Origin of the sequence: Nocardia sp. NPDC056564 (assembly GCF_042793755.1) — a bacterium.
GTDB lineage: Bacteria > Actinomycetota > Actinomycetes > Mycobacteriales > Mycobacteriaceae > Nocardia.
This window is the reverse complement of the sequence record NZ_JBHTUR010000031.1, coordinates 1-16,828: the sequence shown is the minus strand read 5'-3', so window position 1 is coordinate 16,828 and position 16,828 is coordinate 1. Positions and strand designations below refer to the sequence as shown.

14 protein-coding genes and 1 riboswitch are annotated in these 16,828 nt (G+C 68.4%); of the genes, 5 read left to right on the top strand and 9 right to left on the bottom strand.

Annotation, left to right across the window (positions count from 1 at the left end; all coding sequences use genetic code 11):
- Positions 1 to 113: 113 nt before the first annotated feature.
- From gcvP to ACFQ9K_RS42620, 7 genes are all read right to left on the bottom strand, one after another.
- A complete protein-coding gene (gene gcvP, locus ACFQ9K_RS42650; RefSeq protein WP_378723368.1) occupies positions 114 to 2,936 on the bottom strand; it encodes an aminomethyl-transferring glycine dehydrogenase in 2,823 nt (940 codons plus the stop codon).
- Positions 2,937 to 3,085: 149 nt separating this feature from the next.
- Positions 3,086 to 3,185, bottom strand: a riboswitch (glycine riboswitch).
- 245 nt (positions 3,186 to 3,430) lie between these two features.
- Positions 3,431 to 4,024 (bottom strand): MerR family transcriptional regulator, encoded by a 594-nt coding sequence (locus tag ACFQ9K_RS42645; protein WP_378723367.1) that lies wholly within the window; start codon positions 4,022 to 4,024, stop codon positions 3,431 to 3,433.
- Between the two features lie 206 nt (positions 4,025 to 4,230).
- Positions 4,231 to 4,704, bottom strand: a complete 474-nt coding sequence (locus ACFQ9K_RS42640) for a bifunctional nuclease family protein (protein ID WP_069160942.1) — start codon at positions 4,702 to 4,704, stop codon at positions 4,231 to 4,233.
- 249 nt (positions 4,705 to 4,953) lie between these two features.
- Positions 4,954 to 5,754: a MerR family transcriptional regulator gene (locus tag ACFQ9K_RS42635; protein ID WP_378723371.1), complete on the bottom strand. Its 801-nt coding sequence runs from the start codon at positions 5,752 to 5,754 to the stop codon at positions 4,954 to 4,956.
- Positions 5,755 to 5,848: 94 nt separating this feature from the next.
- Positions 5,849 to 6,328, bottom strand: a complete 480-nt coding sequence (garA, locus tag ACFQ9K_RS42630) for a glycogen accumulation regulator GarA (RefSeq protein WP_150401796.1) — start codon at positions 6,326 to 6,328, stop codon at positions 5,849 to 5,851.
- A 168-nt stretch (positions 6,329 to 6,496) separates the two neighbouring features.
- The gene (gene gcvH / locus ACFQ9K_RS42625) at positions 6,497 to 6,895 is read right to left on the bottom strand and encodes a glycine cleavage system protein GcvH (RefSeq protein ID WP_364738409.1); all 399 of its coding nucleotides are present in this window, start codon (positions 6,893 to 6,895) and stop codon (positions 6,497 to 6,499) included.
- A gap of 81 nt (positions 6,896 to 6,976) precedes the next feature.
- Positions 6,977 to 7,615 carry a CDP-alcohol phosphatidyltransferase family protein gene (locus tag ACFQ9K_RS42620; protein ID WP_378723366.1) on the bottom strand — a complete coding sequence of 213 codons (639 nt, stop codon included), beginning with the start codon at positions 7,613 to 7,615 and terminating at the stop codon, positions 6,977 to 6,979.
- Positions 7,616 to 7,780: 165 nt separating this feature from the next.
- On the opposite strand from ACFQ9K_RS42620, the gene ACFQ9K_RS42615 reads away from it, so the two are divergent.
- From ACFQ9K_RS42615 to ACFQ9K_RS42605, 3 genes are all read left to right on the top strand, one after another.
- Positions 7,781 to 9,475, top strand: coding sequence for a GMC oxidoreductase (locus ACFQ9K_RS42615; RefSeq protein ID WP_378723365.1), 1,695 nt, complete (start codon positions 7,781 to 7,783; stop codon positions 9,473 to 9,475).
- 85 nt (positions 9,476 to 9,560) lie between these two features.
- The gene (locus ACFQ9K_RS42610; RefSeq protein ID WP_378723364.1) at positions 9,561 to 10,958 is read left to right on the top strand and encodes a DUF2252 domain-containing protein; all 1,398 of its coding nucleotides are present in this window, start codon (positions 9,561 to 9,563) and stop codon (positions 10,956 to 10,958) included.
- 114 nt (positions 10,959 to 11,072) lie between these two features.
- Positions 11,073 to 11,954 (top strand): nuclease-related domain-containing protein, encoded by an 882-nt coding sequence (locus ACFQ9K_RS42605; protein WP_378723363.1) that lies wholly within the window; start codon positions 11,073 to 11,075, stop codon positions 11,952 to 11,954.
- Positions 11,955 to 11,960: 6 nt separating this feature from the next.
- Here the strand turns inward: ACFQ9K_RS42605 and ACFQ9K_RS42600 are convergent, their stop codons facing one another.
- The gene (locus ACFQ9K_RS42600; RefSeq protein WP_378984456.1) at positions 11,961 to 14,342 is read right to left on the bottom strand and encodes an ATP-binding protein; all 2,382 of its coding nucleotides are present in this window, start codon (positions 14,340 to 14,342) and stop codon (positions 11,961 to 11,963) included.
- Between the two features lie 301 nt (positions 14,343 to 14,643).
- On the opposite strand from ACFQ9K_RS42600, the gene ACFQ9K_RS42595 reads away from it, so the two are divergent.
- Positions 14,644 to 15,285 carry a phosphatase PAP2 family protein gene (locus ACFQ9K_RS42595; protein WP_378723360.1) on the top strand — a complete coding sequence of 214 codons (642 nt, stop codon included), beginning with the start codon at positions 14,644 to 14,646 and terminating at the stop codon, positions 15,283 to 15,285.
- On the opposite strand, the gene ACFQ9K_RS42590 is transcribed toward ACFQ9K_RS42595, so the two are convergent.
- Complete coding sequence (locus ACFQ9K_RS42590; RefSeq protein ID WP_378723359.1) at positions 15,241 to 15,789, bottom strand: cytochrome b; 549 nt, start codon at positions 15,787 to 15,789, stop codon at positions 15,241 to 15,243. The two genes, ACFQ9K_RS42595 and ACFQ9K_RS42590, sit on opposite strands and share 45 nt — an antisense overlap.
- Positions 15,790 to 15,941: 152 nt before the next feature.
- On the opposite strand from ACFQ9K_RS42590, the gene ACFQ9K_RS42585 reads away from it, so the two are divergent.
- Positions 15,942 to 16,790: an LLM class F420-dependent oxidoreductase gene (locus ACFQ9K_RS42585; protein WP_378723370.1), complete on the top strand. Its 849-nt coding sequence runs from the start codon at positions 15,942 to 15,944 to the stop codon at positions 16,788 to 16,790.
- The last annotated feature ends 38 nt before the right edge of the window (positions 16,791 to 16,828 follow it).

The following is a 16,828-nucleotide window of genomic DNA, read 5'->3' as shown; positions in this document are numbered from 1 at the left end:
GCACCGAGATTCGCATGCGATTTTCGGTGCGGGAAATCAGAAGTGGTGCGGCGGGCTCGAAGACACGGGCGCCCTCCGCCTGACTCGGCGAAGGGCGCCCTCGGGGCCGACGGTCAGTCGGCGTAGGCCTCGATCGGGGGGCAGGAGCAGACCAGGTTGCGGTCGCCGTAGGCGCCGTCGATGCGGCGGACGGGCGGCCACACCTTGGGCCGCGGGTGGTTGAGACCCCGCGGGTAGACGGCGGTTTCGCGGCTGTACGGGTGCTCCCACTCGCCGACCAGGCTGGCCGCGGTGTGCGGCGCGCCGCGCAGCGGGTTGTCGGTCACCGGCCACACGCCCGCCGCGACCTGATCGATCTCCTTGCGGATGGCGATCATCGCCTCGATGAAATCGTCCAGCTCGTCCAGGTTTTCGCTCTCGGTCGGCTCGACCATCAGCGTGCCGGCGACCGGGAAGCTCATCGTCGGCGCGTGGAATCCGTAGTCCGCCAGCCGCTTCGCCACATCGTCCACCGTGACGCCGGTTCGCTTGGTGATCTCGCGCAGATCCAGGATGCACTCGTGCGCGACCATCCCGTGCTCGCCGGTGTAGAGCACCGGGAAGTACTCGTCGAGCCGGCGGGCGATGTAGTTCGCCGAGGCGATCGCCGTCAGCGTCGCGTCGCGCAGGCCGTCCGCGCCCATCATCCGGATGTAGGCCCAGGTGATCGGCAGGATCGAGGCCGAGCCGTAGTTGGCCGCCGACACCGCGTGCGAGTCGGTCACCAGCGGATCGCCGGGCAGGTAAGGGGCGAGGTGCGACCGGACCGCGACCGGACCGACACCGGGCCCGCCGCCGCCGTGCGGGATGCAGAACGTCTTGTGCAGGTTCAGGTGGCTGACGTCGCCGCCGAACCGGCCCGGACGGGCAAGTCCGACAAGCGCGTTCAGGTTCGCGCCGTCGACGTACACCTGGCCGCCCGCGTCGTGCACCAGCGCGCACAGCTCGGCGACCTCGTGCTCGTACACGCCGTGCGTGGACGGGTAGGTGATCATGATGCAGGCCAGCCGGTCGGCGTGATCGGCGATCTTGGCTCGCAGGTCGTCCAGGTCGACGTCGCCGTTGTCGCGGCACTTGACCACCTCGACGCGCAGCCCGGCCATCGCCGCCGAGGCCGCGTTGGTGCCGTGCGCGCTGGACGGGATCAGGCAGGTATCCCGGTGCGTGTCACCACGATCCAGGTGGTAGCGGCGGATCGCCAGCAGGCCGGCGTACTCGCCCTGGCTGCCCGCGTTCGGCTGCAGGCTGACCGAGTCGTAACCGGTGATGTCGGACAGCCACTGCTCCAGGTCGTGGATCACCTGCAACAGCCCGGGCGCGTCCTCGACCGGCGCGTACGGGTGCACACGGGCGAAGCCGGGCCAGGTGATGGCCTCCATCTCGGCGGTCGCGTTCAGCTTCATGGTGCACGAGCCGAGCGGAATCATGCTGCGGTCCAACGCGATGTCCTTGTCGGACAGCGAGCGCAGGTAGCGCAGCATCGCGGTTTCGGTGTGGTACTTGGTGAATGCCGGGTGGTCGAGGAACTCGGAGGTCCGGTTCTCGATCGCGACGACCGGCGCCGGGTCGCGCCGCTCGGCCGACAGTGCGGTGCCGAAGGATTCGAGCACCGCCGCGACGTGCGCCTCGGTGGTGGCCTCGTCGCAGGCGATGCCGACGTGATCGGCGTCCACCAGGCGCAGGTTGATCCCGCGCGACTTCGCCTTCGCCACAACGGCTTCCGCGCCGCCGGGCACGTGCGCCAGCACGGTGTCGAAGAACGTGTCGTGCACGACCGCACCGTCCAGCCCCGCGGCGATGGTGGCGGCGTGCCGATGCACCCGGCGCGCGATGTCGCGCAGGCCGTCGGCGCCGTGATAGCTCGCGTACATGGCCGCGACGATGGCCAGCAGCACCTGCGCAGTACAGATGTTGGAGGTGGCCTTCTCCCGGCGGATGTGCTGCTCGCGCGTCTGCAACGCCAGCCGGTAGGCCACGTCGCCGTCCGCGTCCACCGACACGCCGACCAACCGGCCCGGCAGCTGCCTGGCATACGCGGTGCGCACGGCCAGATAACCCGCGTGCGGGCCGCCGAAGCCGAGCGGCACACCGAACCGCTGGGTGGTGCCGAAGCAGACATCCGCGCCCTGGTCGCCGGGGGACGCGATCAACGTCATGGCCAGCAGGTCCGCGCCCACCGCGACCAGCGCGCCGCGTTCGTGCGCGGCGCCGATCAGCGACGTCCAGTCCACTACCCGCCCGGACGCGCCCGGCGCCTGCACCAGCACACCGAAGAATTCACCGTCGGGCAGTTCTCCGGCGCACAGATCCGCCGGGACCAGCTCGATGCCGAGCGGCCGCGCGCGGGTGGTCAGCACGGTCTTGGTCTGCGGGAACAGGTCGGTGTCGATGACCAGCCGCGCCGACTTGGACCGGCTCGCCCGCTGCAGCAGCGTCATCGCCTCGGCGGCGGCGGTGGCCTCGTCCAGCATCGACGCGTTCGCCACGTCCATGCCGGTCAGTTCGGACACCATGGTCTGGAAGTTGAGCAGCGCCTCGAGCCGGCCCTGACTGATCTCCGGCTGATAGGGCGTGTACGCCGTGTACCAGGCCGGGTTCTCCAGCAGGTTGCGTACCAGCACCGGCGGGGTCAGGGTGTCGTAGTAACCGAGCCCGATCATCGAGGTGGCCACGGTGTTGGCGTGGGCGAGCCCGGCGAGTTCGGCCAGCACCTCGTGTTCGGTTGCGGCAGGCGGCAATCCGGCCAGGCCGGACCCGTCGAGGATGGTGGCGGGCAAGGCCTTCGTGGCCAGCTCGTCGAGCGAGCCGACGCCGACGACGTCCAGGATCCGGGCGATTTCGCCCCGGTCGGGTCCGATGTGGCGATCGGCGAATGAGCGAGTCACGGCAGCTCCCATAGGGTTCGGGCGGGTCGACACCTGTCGACGGTTACCAGCCCTCCCCCTCTGTCGTGTTGCCTGAGAGATTCGGACGCGCGACCGCAATGAAGGTCGAGCCCCTTTCCCCATGGGCGGGCGGCCCGAAGCCACCGCTTTCCAGAGGCGCCCAAGCCCGCACGGTCCCTGATGCCTGAGAGATTGACGGGGAGGTGCTGCTCCTTCGGCGCCCGGACTCTGTCGAACCCGGGACTCTCCCGCACGGCGTTGGCGCGACACCAGTTTAAGCCGACGACACGCCAGAACGTGTCACTGGTCCCTTCCCTGCGGGTGTCGCGCTGGTCACGTCGGTGCGCGGGCCTCCAGGCGATTACATGGATAGATGCGCATATCTACTTAACACCATGTTTCAGCTCGATCGCGCCGATGCCGCCGAAAACCAGATGCCACACAGCACAACACCCCGCTACCCTGGGTTTCGCCGGGGAGGCGGGGTGTTGTGAGCTGACTATTCTTTAACCGGTCTTGCGGCTCATGCGGGCCTTACGCCGGTAGGACAGCTCGTCCTCCGGACGTTCGGTCACCGCGGACGCGCGTTCGGCCGGGAAGTTGGCGATCGCGCCGGTGAGCTCGTGCATGGCACCGCTGATCGCGATGCCGAACACGCCTTGCCCGCCCTGCAGTAAATCGACTACCTCCTCGGCCGAGGTGCACTCGTACACCGACGTGCCGTCGGAGAACAGGGTGATCCCGGCGAGGTCCTGCACTCCCCTGCTGCGTAGATGGTCGACCGCGATCCTGATGTTCTGTAGCGAGATGCCCGCGTCGAGCAGCCGCTTCACGATCTTCAGGACCAGGATGTCCTTGAACGAGTACAGGCGCTGGCTGCCCGAGCCGGCGGCGCTGCGAATGGAGGGCACGACCAATCCGGTCCGCGCCCAGTAATCGAGCTGCCGGTAGGTGATCCCCGCTACCTGGCATGCACTGGGAACCCGGTAGCCGACCAGATCGTCGGGAACCGAGTCGTCCGGGAACAGGCCTGGCTGCACCACATTTTGCGATTCCTCTGCCACTGACCACTCCCTTGCTCCGCCGACCGCTGGCCTCATCGATGACCCGGCTCCGCTTCGACCACTACTCATACTGACGACCTGGCCAAAACGGACGTGGCCCAACTATCGAGATTACTCCCCTGATTGTCCAGGGAGCACCATCGTCAGGCCAAACGCGACGCGCGGTTAAAGTCTCAAGCTCTGGTTAAGGGACGATCCCCCGGTCAGCCCGCGAAAACGCCGGATTGCCGGAAAGGTCCTGTTCAGCTATCCGTGGCCTTGAAATCGTCGGGCGAGACCGACTCGAGGAACTCCTTGAACTTCTCCACCTCGTCCTCGCGCTCGTCCGGCATCACCAGCCCGGCCTCCTCGAGCACCGGCTCCTCGGCGTAGATCGGGCAACCCACCCGCAAGGCGATCGCTACCGAGTCCGACGGCCGCGCCGAGATGTGCAGGTCGTTCTCGAAGACCAGATCCGCGTAGAACGTGCCCTCCTGGAGATCCACGATGCGCACCTCCTTGAGGGTGTGCCCGAGCTCGGTGATCAGGATCTTGATCAGATCGTGGGTCAGCGGGCGGATCGGGGTCACCCCCTCCTGCTCCAGCACGATCGCCGTTGCCTCGGCCTGCCCGATCCAAATCGGTAGATACCGGTCCCCCGACACCTCGCGGAGCAACAGCACGGGCTGATTCTGTGGCTGCTCGACACGAATGCCGATCACGCGCATTTCACTCATGCCTCCACCTCGCTAGCGCTCGGCTCCGGCATGCGCGATGCACGCTGTGACATGATTCGTTCGCTTCGCTCACTCACCGCACTGCCTCCCATAATCCGCCGGCCGCCCGGCACGACCACCGCCCAGCTCGCCGTACCAACGAGTCTAGGCGAACCCACGCGGGTGCAGCGATCGGTGTGCAAGCCGAAATCGGCGTGTTGGATGACCGAAACATGACACGGATTCCGGGTCAGCGCACCAACGGGATGCTCAGCCGCCCAGCGACGTCCGCACCGACGATTTCACCAGACAGGCGTGCAACGTCAGCGACAGCGCCGCGAGTTCGCGCACCGTCTCCTCGGCGCGCGCCCGCGCACCGGCGTCGCGGCTCTTCGCGATCGGGGCGGCGATCTGCGCCACCAGTGCGGCCTCGCGATCGGCGGCCAGCTTGAACGCGCGCAAATGCCGTGCCTCCAAACCGAATTCGGCCATCGCCTTGGCGGTCTCGGCCAGCGTCACCGCGTCGCCGTCGAAGAATCCGGCGGCACCGGGGGTGATCAGGTTGGCCCGGATCAGATCGTTGAGAAAGGTCTCGTCGATGTCGGCCTTGGCGAGCAGATCCGCGCGGGTGAGCCGGATTTCGTGATCGAAGCGCAGATCGTCGGGGGAAATCTCGCTGGGCACCACGCCGAGCCTCCTCGGCGCCGTGGCGCCGTTTCTGTTCCCGCCGGGCGCGACCGGATGCTCGGAGCCGGCGGTCGTTGCCGCCGACTCCGACGCACCCGTATGGCCCGAATGCGCCCGGGCGCGGGCTTCCCGCACACCGAGCGTCGCCGCACCGCTGTCGATCGCTTCGAGTTGTTCCTTGATCACCTTCAACGGCAGATACTGATCGCGTTGCGCGGTCAGCACGAACCGGAGCCGTTCACAGTCGGCGACGGAGAATCTGCGGTAACCCGAGGGCGTGCGCTCCGGCCGAATGAGGCCCTCCGCTTCCAGGAAGCGGATTTTCGAGATGGTGACGTCCGGAAAGTCCGGGCGCAGCAGGTCGAGCACGGAGCCGATCGACATGCCTCCGCGCGCCCACTGCGCCGCACCTGTCACGGCGTTGAGTCCTTCATGACCCCGAGCCCTTCATGAGGTGAAAGAACCCAGCGCCGCGTGCTCATAGGCTCCCTGCACCCGCCGAGTCGTTCTGCGCCCGCGGTCCGGTGAGGAACACCAGGCGGAACTTGCCGATCTGCACCTCGTCGCCGTTCTGGAGTTCCGAGGAGTCCACCGGCTCCCGATTCACATAGGTGCCGTTCAGGCTGCCGACATCGACAACCTGGAACGAATCGTCGTCCTGACGGAACTCGGCGTGCCGACGGCTGACGGTGACGTCGTCGAGAAAGATGTCACTGTCGGGGTGGCGGCCCGCCGACGTTGTCGGCTGATCCAGCAGGAACCGCGAGCCCGCGTTCGGACCGCGCTTGACGACCAGGAGGGCCGCACCAACGGGCAGACCCTCGACCCCTTGGACCGGCTGTTCGCCGGTCGGCTCTCCGGAGCGCGACGCGTCGACCTCGTTCAGGAAATCCGCGCGGAAGACCGACGTCGTCTCGGCCGCGGTCTCCCCGTAACCCGGGTCTTTGTTCTCGCTCACCGTTTCTCTCCTCCTCGAACCTGATTATCCATGCAAGCAGGTGATACCTGTGGCACCACGACCTGCCGTCGAGTCCCTAGATTCCCGACAATGACTGTCGGCGCATCTGTTGGCATTGACCGTACCCTGCCAGGGCGTGCCCGTGCAGGTAGAACCGGGAAGGCTGATTCAGCCCCCGATAACTCCTTGATAACCTGCCGCATCCAACAGTTCATCAAGGGTCTTGTCGAGGCCGGCGGCGTCCGCCACCTCGAGTTCGAACAGCCATCCGTCGCTGTACGGATCGGTGTTCAGCGTCTCCGGCTCCTGCACCAGAACCTCGTTCACCGCAACAACTTTCGCTGCGATCGGCGCGTAGATGTCGGACACGCTCTTGGTCGACTCGACCTCCGCGATGCTGTCCCCCACGGCGACGTCCTTATCCGTTTCGGGCAGCTGCACGAACACAACGTCACCGAGTTGGGACTGGGCATAATCGGTGATGCCCACCCGAACCCGGGTCGGGCCGATCCGCTGCACCCACTCGTGCTCCTCGGTGTAGCGCAGATCTTCGGGGGTCTGGGTCACAGGCCGTCCGTCCTTTCCATTGTGATCGTGTGGGCGCAACTCTATGCGAGGCTCGAGCCGATCTTCGACTCGACGTCTCGGTCAGGTCGTCCGGTGTGCCACAGCCGGTATCGAGCGAGCGACGGCGATCGCCTTACCGGTGTAGAGCAAGCCGGTCCATACATACACCGCCGTGCCCCAGACCAGTAATGCCCCGCCGAAGGCACGCCCGAAACCGTCGAGCGCCCAATCCATCTCCCCGGCCAGCAGCCAGACGAACGCCGACATCAACGCGAAGGTGGCCGCCTTGCCCAGATAGATGACGTCGGGCGGGGGTAGGTCGCGGCGTTTGTAGACCGAGAGCGTGCCGGTGAGGACCAGATCGCGGCCGACGAGGAGCACCGCGACCCACCACGGGATGAGGCCGCGGATCACGAACGCCACCAGCGTCGTCACCAGGTACAACCGGTCCACGAACGGGTCGAGCAGGGCGCCGAGGCGGGAGGACTGATCGAGCAGGCGGGCCAGCTTGCCGTCCAGGAAGTCGGTCAGGCCGCTGGCGAAGGCCAGCACGAACGCCCAGCCGTCGGCGTGCTCGACCAGCAGCAGCCAGAGGAACACCGGAACACCCAGCAGGCGCACGACACTCAGGACATTCGGGACGGTGAGGATGCGGTCGTCGAAGACGCCGCCGGCGCCGGCGCGCTCCTCCGGCTCCGTGGTGCCCGATTCGGTTGTCACGCCCAGTGCTTACCGCATCGACCCCGGTCGACGCCATCCGGGCACGCCGGTTTTCTCGATATCGGCGGGCAAGGATGGTTTCCGCCACAGACCGGCGGTGACAGAATGAGTATGAAATCATCTCATCTGTCGGTACGGTGAACGTCCGGTGAGCGAGAGGAAGTCATGCCCGCATTCGACTACGACGTGGTGGTGATCGGTTCCGGCTTCGGGGGCAGCGTGAGCGCCCTCCGGTTGACCGAGAAGGGGTATCGGGTCGGCGTGCTCGAGGCGGGCAGGCGCTGGCAGGCCGAGGACATCCCGCGCACGAATTGGAATGTGCGCAAGTCGATCTGGGCGCCGCGACTGGGGCTGACCGGGCCGCAGCGGATCAGCGTGCTCGGCAAGTGCGCGGTGTTCTCCGGCGCGGGCGTCGGCGGCGGCTCGCTCATCTACGGCAACACTCTCTACGAGCCCCTGCCGAACTTCTACACCGATAGGCAGTGGGCGCACATCACCGACTGGCGGGCCGAGCTGGCGCCGTATTACGACCAGGCGCAACGGATGCTCGGCGTGGCGCCGAACCCGCGGATGACCCCGGCCGACGAGGTGATCCGCGAGATCGCCGACGACCTCGGCGTGGCCGACACCTTCCACCCGACCAACGTCGGGGTGTTCTTCAACGAGAGCGATCCGGGCACCGAGGTCGACGACCCCTATTTCGGCGGCGTCGGCCCGCGCAGACGCGGATGTGTGCACTGCGCGCAATGTTTCACCGGCTGCCCGAACAATGCCAAGAACACGACCACCACGAACTACCTCTACCTGGCCGAACAGGCCGGCGCCGAGGTGCATCCACTGACCACGGCCACGTCGGTGCGGCCCCGGCCGGACGGCGGCTACGCCGTCGAGACCGAGCGCTCGGACTGGTGGATCCGCAAGCAGCGCCGGACCTTCACCGCCGAGCAGGTGGTGTTCGCCGGCGCCGCGCTCGGCACCCAGAAGCTGCTGCACAAGATGCGCGACGACGCGGTGCTGCCGAATCTGTCGCCGCGGCTCGGCGAGCTGACCCGCAGCAACTCCGAGGCGATCCTGAACGTGGTGAGCCGCTCCCGCCGCGATTTCGCCGAGGGCATCGCGATCACCTCCTCGATCCACCCGGCCGCGGACACCCACATCGAGGTCTGCCACTACGGCAAGGGGCAGAACGCGCTGTTCCCGATGTCGGTGCCGATCGTGGACGGCGGCGCGTTCCGGTTCCTGCGCTTCCTGCTGGCGATGGTGCTGCACCCGCTGGTCTTCCTGCGCAGCCTCAATGCCAGGCACGCGTCGGAGAAGTCGGTGATCCTGCTGGTCATGCAGTCGCTGGACAACTCGCTGACCTCGTTCCGCCGGCGCGGGCTGCTCAAGACGAAACAGGGCACCGGCGAACCGAATCCGACCTGGATCCCGATGGCGCACGACATCGGGCGCCGCTTCGGCGAGAAGGTGCAGGGCGATACGCACGGGCTGGTGATGGACGTGTTCAACATTCCGGCGACCGCGCACTACATCGGCGGGTGCGTCATCGGGGACAGCCCGGAGACCGGTGTGGTCGACCCGTATCAGCGGGTGTTCGGCCATCCCGGCCTGCATGTGGCCGACGGCTCGGCGGTGACCGCGAACCTGGGCGTCAACCCGTCGCTCACCATCACCGCGCAGGCGGAGCGGGCAATGGCGTTCTGGCCCAACAAGAACGAGGCCGATCCGCGGCCCGAACTCGGGACCGCGTACCGGCGCATCGCGCCCGTGGCGCCGAACCGGCCGACGGTGCCCGCCGCCGCGCCGGGCGCGTTGCGGCTGCCGATCACCCCGGTCGATCCCCCGGTGCCCGCCACCTGAGCCCACCGGGCGGCATACCCGACCGGCCCCGAACGTGGCGAAACCGACACCATCGGCGGGGCCGATACCCGCTAGCGTCGGCGTCGTGTCAGACAGTGGTATCGATCTACGTTCCTACCTGCCCGCGGCCGAGGTGCGCGCCCGCGGCGCCGCCCTGCGCGACCGGGTGCCGGTCACCATGCGCGATCGCGCGGCCGAGGGAGCGCACCGGCCCGAGGTGCTCGACTTCATCGAGGCGAGCAACGCGGGCAGGCTGGCGCACCTGGTGCCGCTGCGAATCGGCCGGATGATCGCCTCCCCGTTCACGTTCTACCGCGGCGCGGCGGGGCTGATGGCCGCCGATCTGGCCGGCGGACCGGACACCGGGCTCACCGCGCAGCTCTGCGGCGACGCGCATGCCGCGAATTTCGGCCTGTACGGCACGCCACGCGGCGAAATCATCATGGACATCAACGATTTCGACGAGACCATCGCCGGGCCGTGGGAGTGGGATCTGGACCGCCTCGCGGCCAGCCTGGTGCTCGCGGGGCGGGAAAGCGGTGCGGGCGAGGACGACTGCCGCGCCGCCGCGCACGACGCCGCCCGCGCCTACCGCCTGGCCGTCGCGCGGCTGGCCGAGCAGCCGTTCCTGGCATCGTGGAGCGCGCTGCCCGACGAGTCGGTGCTCGACGACGCCGCGGCGCACGACCTCATCGACGACTTCAAGAAGGCCGCGAAGAAGGCGCGCAAGAACACCAGCGCGAAGGTGGTGGCCAAGTGGACCGAGCACCTCGAGGACCACCAGACCGGCATCAAGAAGCACCGATTCATCAGCGACCCACCGATTCTCACCCCGGTCGAGGACCGGGTCGCCGCGGCGATCACCGACGGCCTGGAGCGCTACGCCGACACGCTGCGCCGGTCGCGGCGCCACCTGCTGGCCCGATTCGCGGTGTCCGACATCGCCTTCCGCATCGTCGGCACCGGCAGCGTCGGCCTGCACACCTACGTCGCGCTGCTGCACGGCAACGAGGGTGAGGATCTGGTGCTGCAGATCAAGCAGGCCAACCCGTCCGCGCTCGCGCCGTATCTGCCCGCGCCGCCGCCCAAGCACGAGGGCAAGCGAATCGTGCGGGGCGCCAGGCTGGTTCAGTCCGAGAGCGACATCCTGCTCGGCTGGACCAGTGTCGACCCGACCGGCGACGGCGTCGAATTGCCGTTCATCGTGCGGCAATTCCGCAATCTGAAGGGCAGCATCGACCCGGCCGGCCTGTCCGCCGCCGACCTCGACGACTACGGCAGGCTGGCCGGCGCGCTGCTGGCCAGAGCGCACGCGCGCTCGCTCGATCCGCGCCTGCTCGCGGGCTACCTCGGCGAGGACGAGCGGTTCGACGACGCGGTCGCCGATTTCGCCGTGCGCTATGCCGACCGCACCGAGGCCGACCATGCCACACTGGTCGAGGCGGTAACGGCGGGCAAGATCGCCGCCGAAGAGCCGGAGTGAACGCGACACCAACACGCCGACTGTTACCACCGGCGCGGCGAATTCGGCCGCGCACCTCGTATCCTGTGCACTGTCGAGTGTCGACGTGAAGGGCGGTCGTTAATGCTCGTGCGAGTGCAGAACGCCGCAGGCACCAATGCCGAGCGGGCACTGATCGATTGGCTACGCACCTGGAAGGACGCGGACAGCCCCAAGGGCGTCGCCACGATCAACTGCAGTCTGTTCCACAAGGATCGGCTGCACCAGTTCGACGCGGTGGTGTGGACGCCGACCAGCTGCGTGGTGATCGAGGCCGAGGCGCTGGTGGCCCGCCAGGACGGCGTGCTGGAGATCCCGCTCAACGGCCAGTGGACGATCAACGGCGACCCGGCCGCCATGGAGGGCCGGGACCGGCGCACGCCGCTGGAGAAGTCCCGCGAGCACACCTTCGCGTTGCAGAACTGGCTGGCCGCCCGCGGCCTCGGCCAGCGCGCGGTGCACGGGCTCGCGCTGGTCGTCCCGCTGCGCGGGGCCGAGCTGAAGATCCAGCAGGCGTGGAGCGACCCCAGCTTCGACGTCATCCTCGGCGACGACCCGGGCCGGTTGCGGCACTACTTCGACGCGCTGGCCGAGGAGGAGAAGCACCTCTGGACGGCCAACGACGTCGCCATCGCCTTCCGCGGCCTCGGCATCCTGCCCTACCTGCCCGCGCCGCAGGAGCTGCTGAACGAGGGCTTCCTCGGCCCGATCGACATCACGCTGTGGCACGGCGGGCCGAACCAGGCCCAGGCCGAGGCGTATGCCGAGGAGCTGGCGCAGGCCGAGCGCGAGGCGCACCGGCCGGTCTACGCGGTGGAGGCGCCGTGGTACAGCCCGTGGAAGCTGTATCCGCGGGAGACCAGGGACATGGACTTCGGTCGCGCCTTCATGCGGATCACCCTGGCGGTCGGCATGCTGATCGCGTTCGCCTGGGTGCTGTGGTTCGTCATCAGCGCGGTCCTGACCTACGGGCCCTGATTCGGCTCAGGCCTTGCGCGCCACCGTGATTCGCGGCAGCTCGGCCGTCGGCTCGTCGGCGGCCGGGTCGGCGACCGGCTGCGAGTCGCGCTCCACCAGCAACGCGACGTGCAGCCGGGACGGACAGCCGAGCTTGAGCATCACCTGGCGCACGTGATTGACCACGGTCCACTCGGAGATCCCCAACTGGGTGGCGATCATTCGATTGGTCATGCCGGTGGCGACCAGCCGGGCGATCTCGCGCTGCCGGTTGGTCAGCGCCGCCAGCGGTGAGTCGTCCGGATCGGGCAGCGTCGGGCTCGCACACGCGTAGGCCACCGCCTCGGCCAGCGACATCTCCCCCGCCGTCCGCATGATTTCCCGGAACCTGGCCTCGCCGAGCGCATTCCGGTGCTCGGCCGCACGCGGCGCCGGATCGGCCGGGCCCAGCTGCGGGATGCCGTGCGTAGCGCGCAACTGCCGGGCCGCGTACATCAGCGTCATCGTCGCCTCGGCATGCTCGACCCCGGCCGCGTCGTAGGCCATCGCGCAGCCCTCCAGCGCGACGATCGCTTGCAGCACATGCTCTTCCAGGCCGTCCTCGGCCAGGTTCTCCCGGTAGAGCATCTGTGCCCGGTCCGCGGTCCGCGGTCCGATCTGCGTGCGCGCCAGCGTATTCAGTCCGATCAGCCGGGCCGTGCTGTCCAGGCACCTGGCCCGGTCGCGCATCCTGCCCCAGATCTCGGTGTCCCGGTTGGGCGGGTCCGGGATGCGCAGCAGCATCAGCGAGCCCTGCAACCGGCCCGGCCACGGCCCGGTGAGCTCGTCGGCGTAGCGCGCCGCGACGCTCAGCCGGTCCTTGGCGCCCGCCCGGTCGCCGACCGCGAGCAGCACCGGGCCCAGCACCACCGCGACCCTGGCCGCGTCCACCTGGCGGTCGAAACGGTGGTACGCGGCAATGGAATTGGTCAGCAGGTCGACCGCTCGCCGCAAGCGCCCCGAGCGCCCTGCCCAGGTGCCGAGCACCTCGAGACACAGCGGCGCGGTCACCCCGGGCGAGAGCGTGCTGCGATCGCTCATCTCCAGCGCTTTGGCCAGCACCGACTCCACCTCGGATTGGTAGCCGAACTGGATCCACGCCGATTCCAGGTCGGCGGCCAGGCGAACGGCGCGTTCCGGCCGCCCGCTGTCGATCAGATAGTGCACCGCCGCGATGAAGTCCACGATCCGCTTGCCCGCGGCGTCGAGCGCGGTCGTGCGGTGCTCGCGGGTGTCGAACCGGGGGCCGATCTGCTCGGCGAGCCGGCAGAGCCGGTCCACGTGGTCGTCGCGCATCGCGGTGGCACGCGCCGGGTCGGCGGCCAGTATCTGCCGGCAGTAGGCGTGCACCGTGGCGAAGAGCCGGTAGCCGTTGCCGTGCGGCCCGCTGGAGACGTGATCGAGCAGGCTGCGCCTGACCAGCTCGGTCATCGCGGTCGTCGCCTCTTCGTCGGTGGTCGCGGCCGCGAGGCAGGCCATGTCGGTGTCGATCACCGACTCGTACATCGACAGGCGCAGCAGCAGCTCGAGCACCTCGGGCGCGACGTCGTCCAGACCCCATTCGACCGCGCCGTGCAGCGTCCGATGCCGGGCGGGCACGTCGACATAGGACGTGGACTTCAGGTCCGCGCCCGCCTCGATCCGGTGCAGGGTGCGCACCGGGCCGATCCGGGCGATCGAACCCGCCGCGAGTTCGATGGCCAGCGGCACGCCGTCGAGTTCGCGCACGATCTCGTCGAGCACGAGCCGATCGGCCACCGCGGCGGTTCCCCGGTAGTGGCTGTCGATGCTGTCGAGCAACAGCTGGGCGGCGGGTGCGGAACCCGGGTAGTAGTCGCCGGTGTCGCAACCGGTGCTCAACGGGCGCACGCACAGCACACACTCGCGGTACAGGTTGAACGGGATCCGGCTGGTCGCCACCAGGGTCAGGTTCGGGCAGTGGTCCAAAAGCCTTGCCACATCGGTGGAGATCTGCTCGACCACTCGATCGCAGTTGTCCAGCAACAGAATTACCGGACTGGCGCCGATCATCGCGGCCAGCGCCGCCAAGGCCTCGACCGGGTCGAAGTATCGGGGTGCGGCGGCGAGTGAACGATGACTTGCCTTCTCCAGCACCGCGTTCCACGCACCGGTTCGATCGACGCACTCGCCGAGATCCACCATCGCGTCCCGATCTGCCCGGAATCCGCTGTCCGGCAATGCCTCTCGAGCTAGCCTGGACTTGCCCACCCCGGCGGTCCCGGTGAGGGTGAGCAACCTGACCCGGCGATCGAGGAGTAGTCGACCGAGTTCCGCGAGCTCTGCCGCTCGCCCGACAATCGTCGGGAGCCGATATGTTCCGGCCAGCGTAGGCCGGAGGTCATCGCCCACCATGGGTACCTCTCAGTCACTGCCACGGCTAAGACGACCGCACGAAATACGCCCGAGCCACATTGCATCCAGGCCGACCGAGCCGAGAGATCGATCGGCGAACCTTGATGTTCACCGATCGAATACGACCATACCAAGCCCTCGCGACACTGCGAGGCGTTCAGCAATACTCCGAGTTGACCTGGGGCTGCGAGGGTTTCGTCAGTCACGCGGTAACGACCAGCTTCGGTCGGATGACCATTGACTTCTCCGCCGCCCCGCGGTCGGTTAGCAAGAACCTGTCAGTAGTTATCGTCAACCGGTGTTCGGACTACCGCAAGACACCAGGCTCGGGGGCTCGCTCCGGCCGGCCGGCATCGCGCTGGGCGCCGCCGTCGCGGGTCTAGTGCCCTTGACCTTCCCGCCCGGCGGCGGCGCGACCGCGTTCGACCGCGCGGTCGCGGCGCCGATCCACGCGGCATTCGACGCGCGGCCCGGTGTCTACTCGGCGCTGGTGGTGCCCAGCAACGGCTACATCCTGGTGCCGCTGCTGCTGCTCGCGGGTGCGTGGTTCGGCTACCGCGGCCACCGGCGGCGGGCCGCGATCATGGTCCTGGTCCCCGAACTCGCCCTCGGCCTCAATGCGTTGCTGTGGAAGCCGCTCTGGGACAGGCACTTACACGACTATCTCGCCTATCCCAGCGGGCACACGGTGCATCTGGTCGCGATCGCGACGGCGTTCATCGTGCTGATCGATTCGGTGCGCGCGCGCCTGATCACGTTCGCGGTAGCCCTGGTGGCGATGCTCGCGGCGTCCGTCGGCATGATCGGCCTCGACTACCACCTGCCCACCGACATCGTCGGGGGCGCCGCGATAGCCATCGCGACGGTACTCGCGCTCTGCTGGGCGGCGCAAGCGTTATTCGACCGGCCGGGGCGCGCCGAACAGCATGCGCCGCAGTAGCCCATCCCGCAGGACCAGCGCGTGGAACGCGATCGCGCAGATGTGCGCGGTGAACACCAGGAGCAGGGCGTAGCCGAAGTAGGTATGCAGCGACCGCAGCCGCTCGTACCGGTTCCAGTCCACCCACCCGGGTGCGGGTAGCTCGACCCCACCGGCTAACCGCACGCTTCCCTCCGCCGCGGACACCATCGCCCAGCCGATCAGCGGCTGCGCGAGAAGCAGTGCGTACATGAGGATTTCGGACCCGGCGGCGACCCTCCGCTCGATCGGTCCGAGCCGTGCGAACGCCCCCGGCCCGCGGCGCAGCACCCGATTCACCACCCGCACCACCGCCAACGCCAGCACACCGATGCCGATGGTCATGTGCCACGTGCGCACGGCCGCGCTCTCGCCCCACCAACGCACCATCCCCGCCCCCGCGATCAGCGCGGCGACCACCAGCACCGCCATCAGCCAATGCAACACCCGGGTCAGCGGATCGAACCGGGCCATCTCGGTGTTCACACGCATTCTCCTGCCACTGCCGAACCCACGGTGATGACACGAATGCCGCGGCCGAACAGTTCAGCGCGCCGGATCGATGACCGGCAAACCCTTGGTACCGACCGGGAAAGGTGGTAGAACTTGTTCTAGTTTACTGGATGGGAGCGCGTACGGTGCGGTACGGGATTGTGTTGTTCACCAGCGATCGAGGCATCACGCCCGCGGACGCGGCGGTGGCCGCGGAGGGTGCCGGCTTCGACACGTTCTACGTGCCGGAGCACACGCATATCCCGGTGATCCGGGCGGCCGCGCATCCGCGCACCGGCGATGCGAGCCTGCCGGACGACCGGTATCTGCGCACCCTCGATCCCTGGGTGGCGCTGGCCACCATCGCCGCCGTCACGACCAGGATCGGCCTGTCCACGGCGGTGGCGCTGCCGGCCGAGCACCACCCGATCACCCTGGCGAAAACCATCGCCTCGCTGGACCACCTCTCCGGCGGCCGGGTCAGTCTCGGCGTCGGATTCGGCTGGAACACCGATGAACTCGCCCACCACGGCGTCGACCCGGCCAAGCGCCGGACCATCCTGCGGGAGCACCTGGACGCCATGCGTGCCCTCTGGACCGACGAGGAGGCCAGCTTCGCCGGCGAATTCGTGAACTTCGGCGCGAGCTGGTCCTGGCCGAAGCCGATCCAGAAGCGGATCCCGGTGCTGCTCGGCGCGGCGGGTACGGAGAAGTCGTTCACCTGGCTCGCCAAGAACGCCGACGGCTGGATCACCACCCCCACCGAGGACGGGGTCGACGACAAGATCGCGCTGCTGCACCGCGTCTGGCGCGAACACGGCCGCGAAGGTCTCCCCGAGGTCGTGGTGCTCGCCGGTAAACCGAATCCGGAACAGTTGGCGCAGTGGGCCGAGGCCGGCGTCACCGAGGCCGTTTTCGGGATGCCCGATCGCACCACCGACGAAGTGCGCGCCTACCTCGGCCGGCTCGCCGGAAAGCTCGGCATCGGCGCCTGAGTGCCCACGACAACGGCGGCCCGTGCGCAGTGTCGCGC

Coding starts and splice junctions, on each gene's coding strand:
- gcvP (WP_378723368.1), bottom strand. CDS start 2,936: ATGGGAGCTGCCGTGACTCGCTCATTCGCCGATCGCCACATCGGACCC.
- ACFQ9K_RS42645 (WP_378723367.1), bottom strand. CDS start 4,024: ATGAGGCCAGCGGTCGGCGGAGCAAGGGAGTGGTCAGTGGCAGAGGAA.
- ACFQ9K_RS42640 (WP_069160942.1), bottom strand. CDS start 4,704: ATGAGTGAAATGCGCGTGATCGGCATTCGTGTCGAGCAGCCACAGAAT.
- ACFQ9K_RS42635 (WP_378723371.1), bottom strand. CDS start 5,754: ATGTCGATCGGCTCCGTGCTCGACCTGCTGCGCCCGGACTTTCCGGAC.
- ACFQ9K_RS42615 (WP_378723365.1), top strand. CDS start 7,781: ATGCCCGCATTCGACTACGACGTGGTGGTGATCGGTTCCGGCTTCGGG.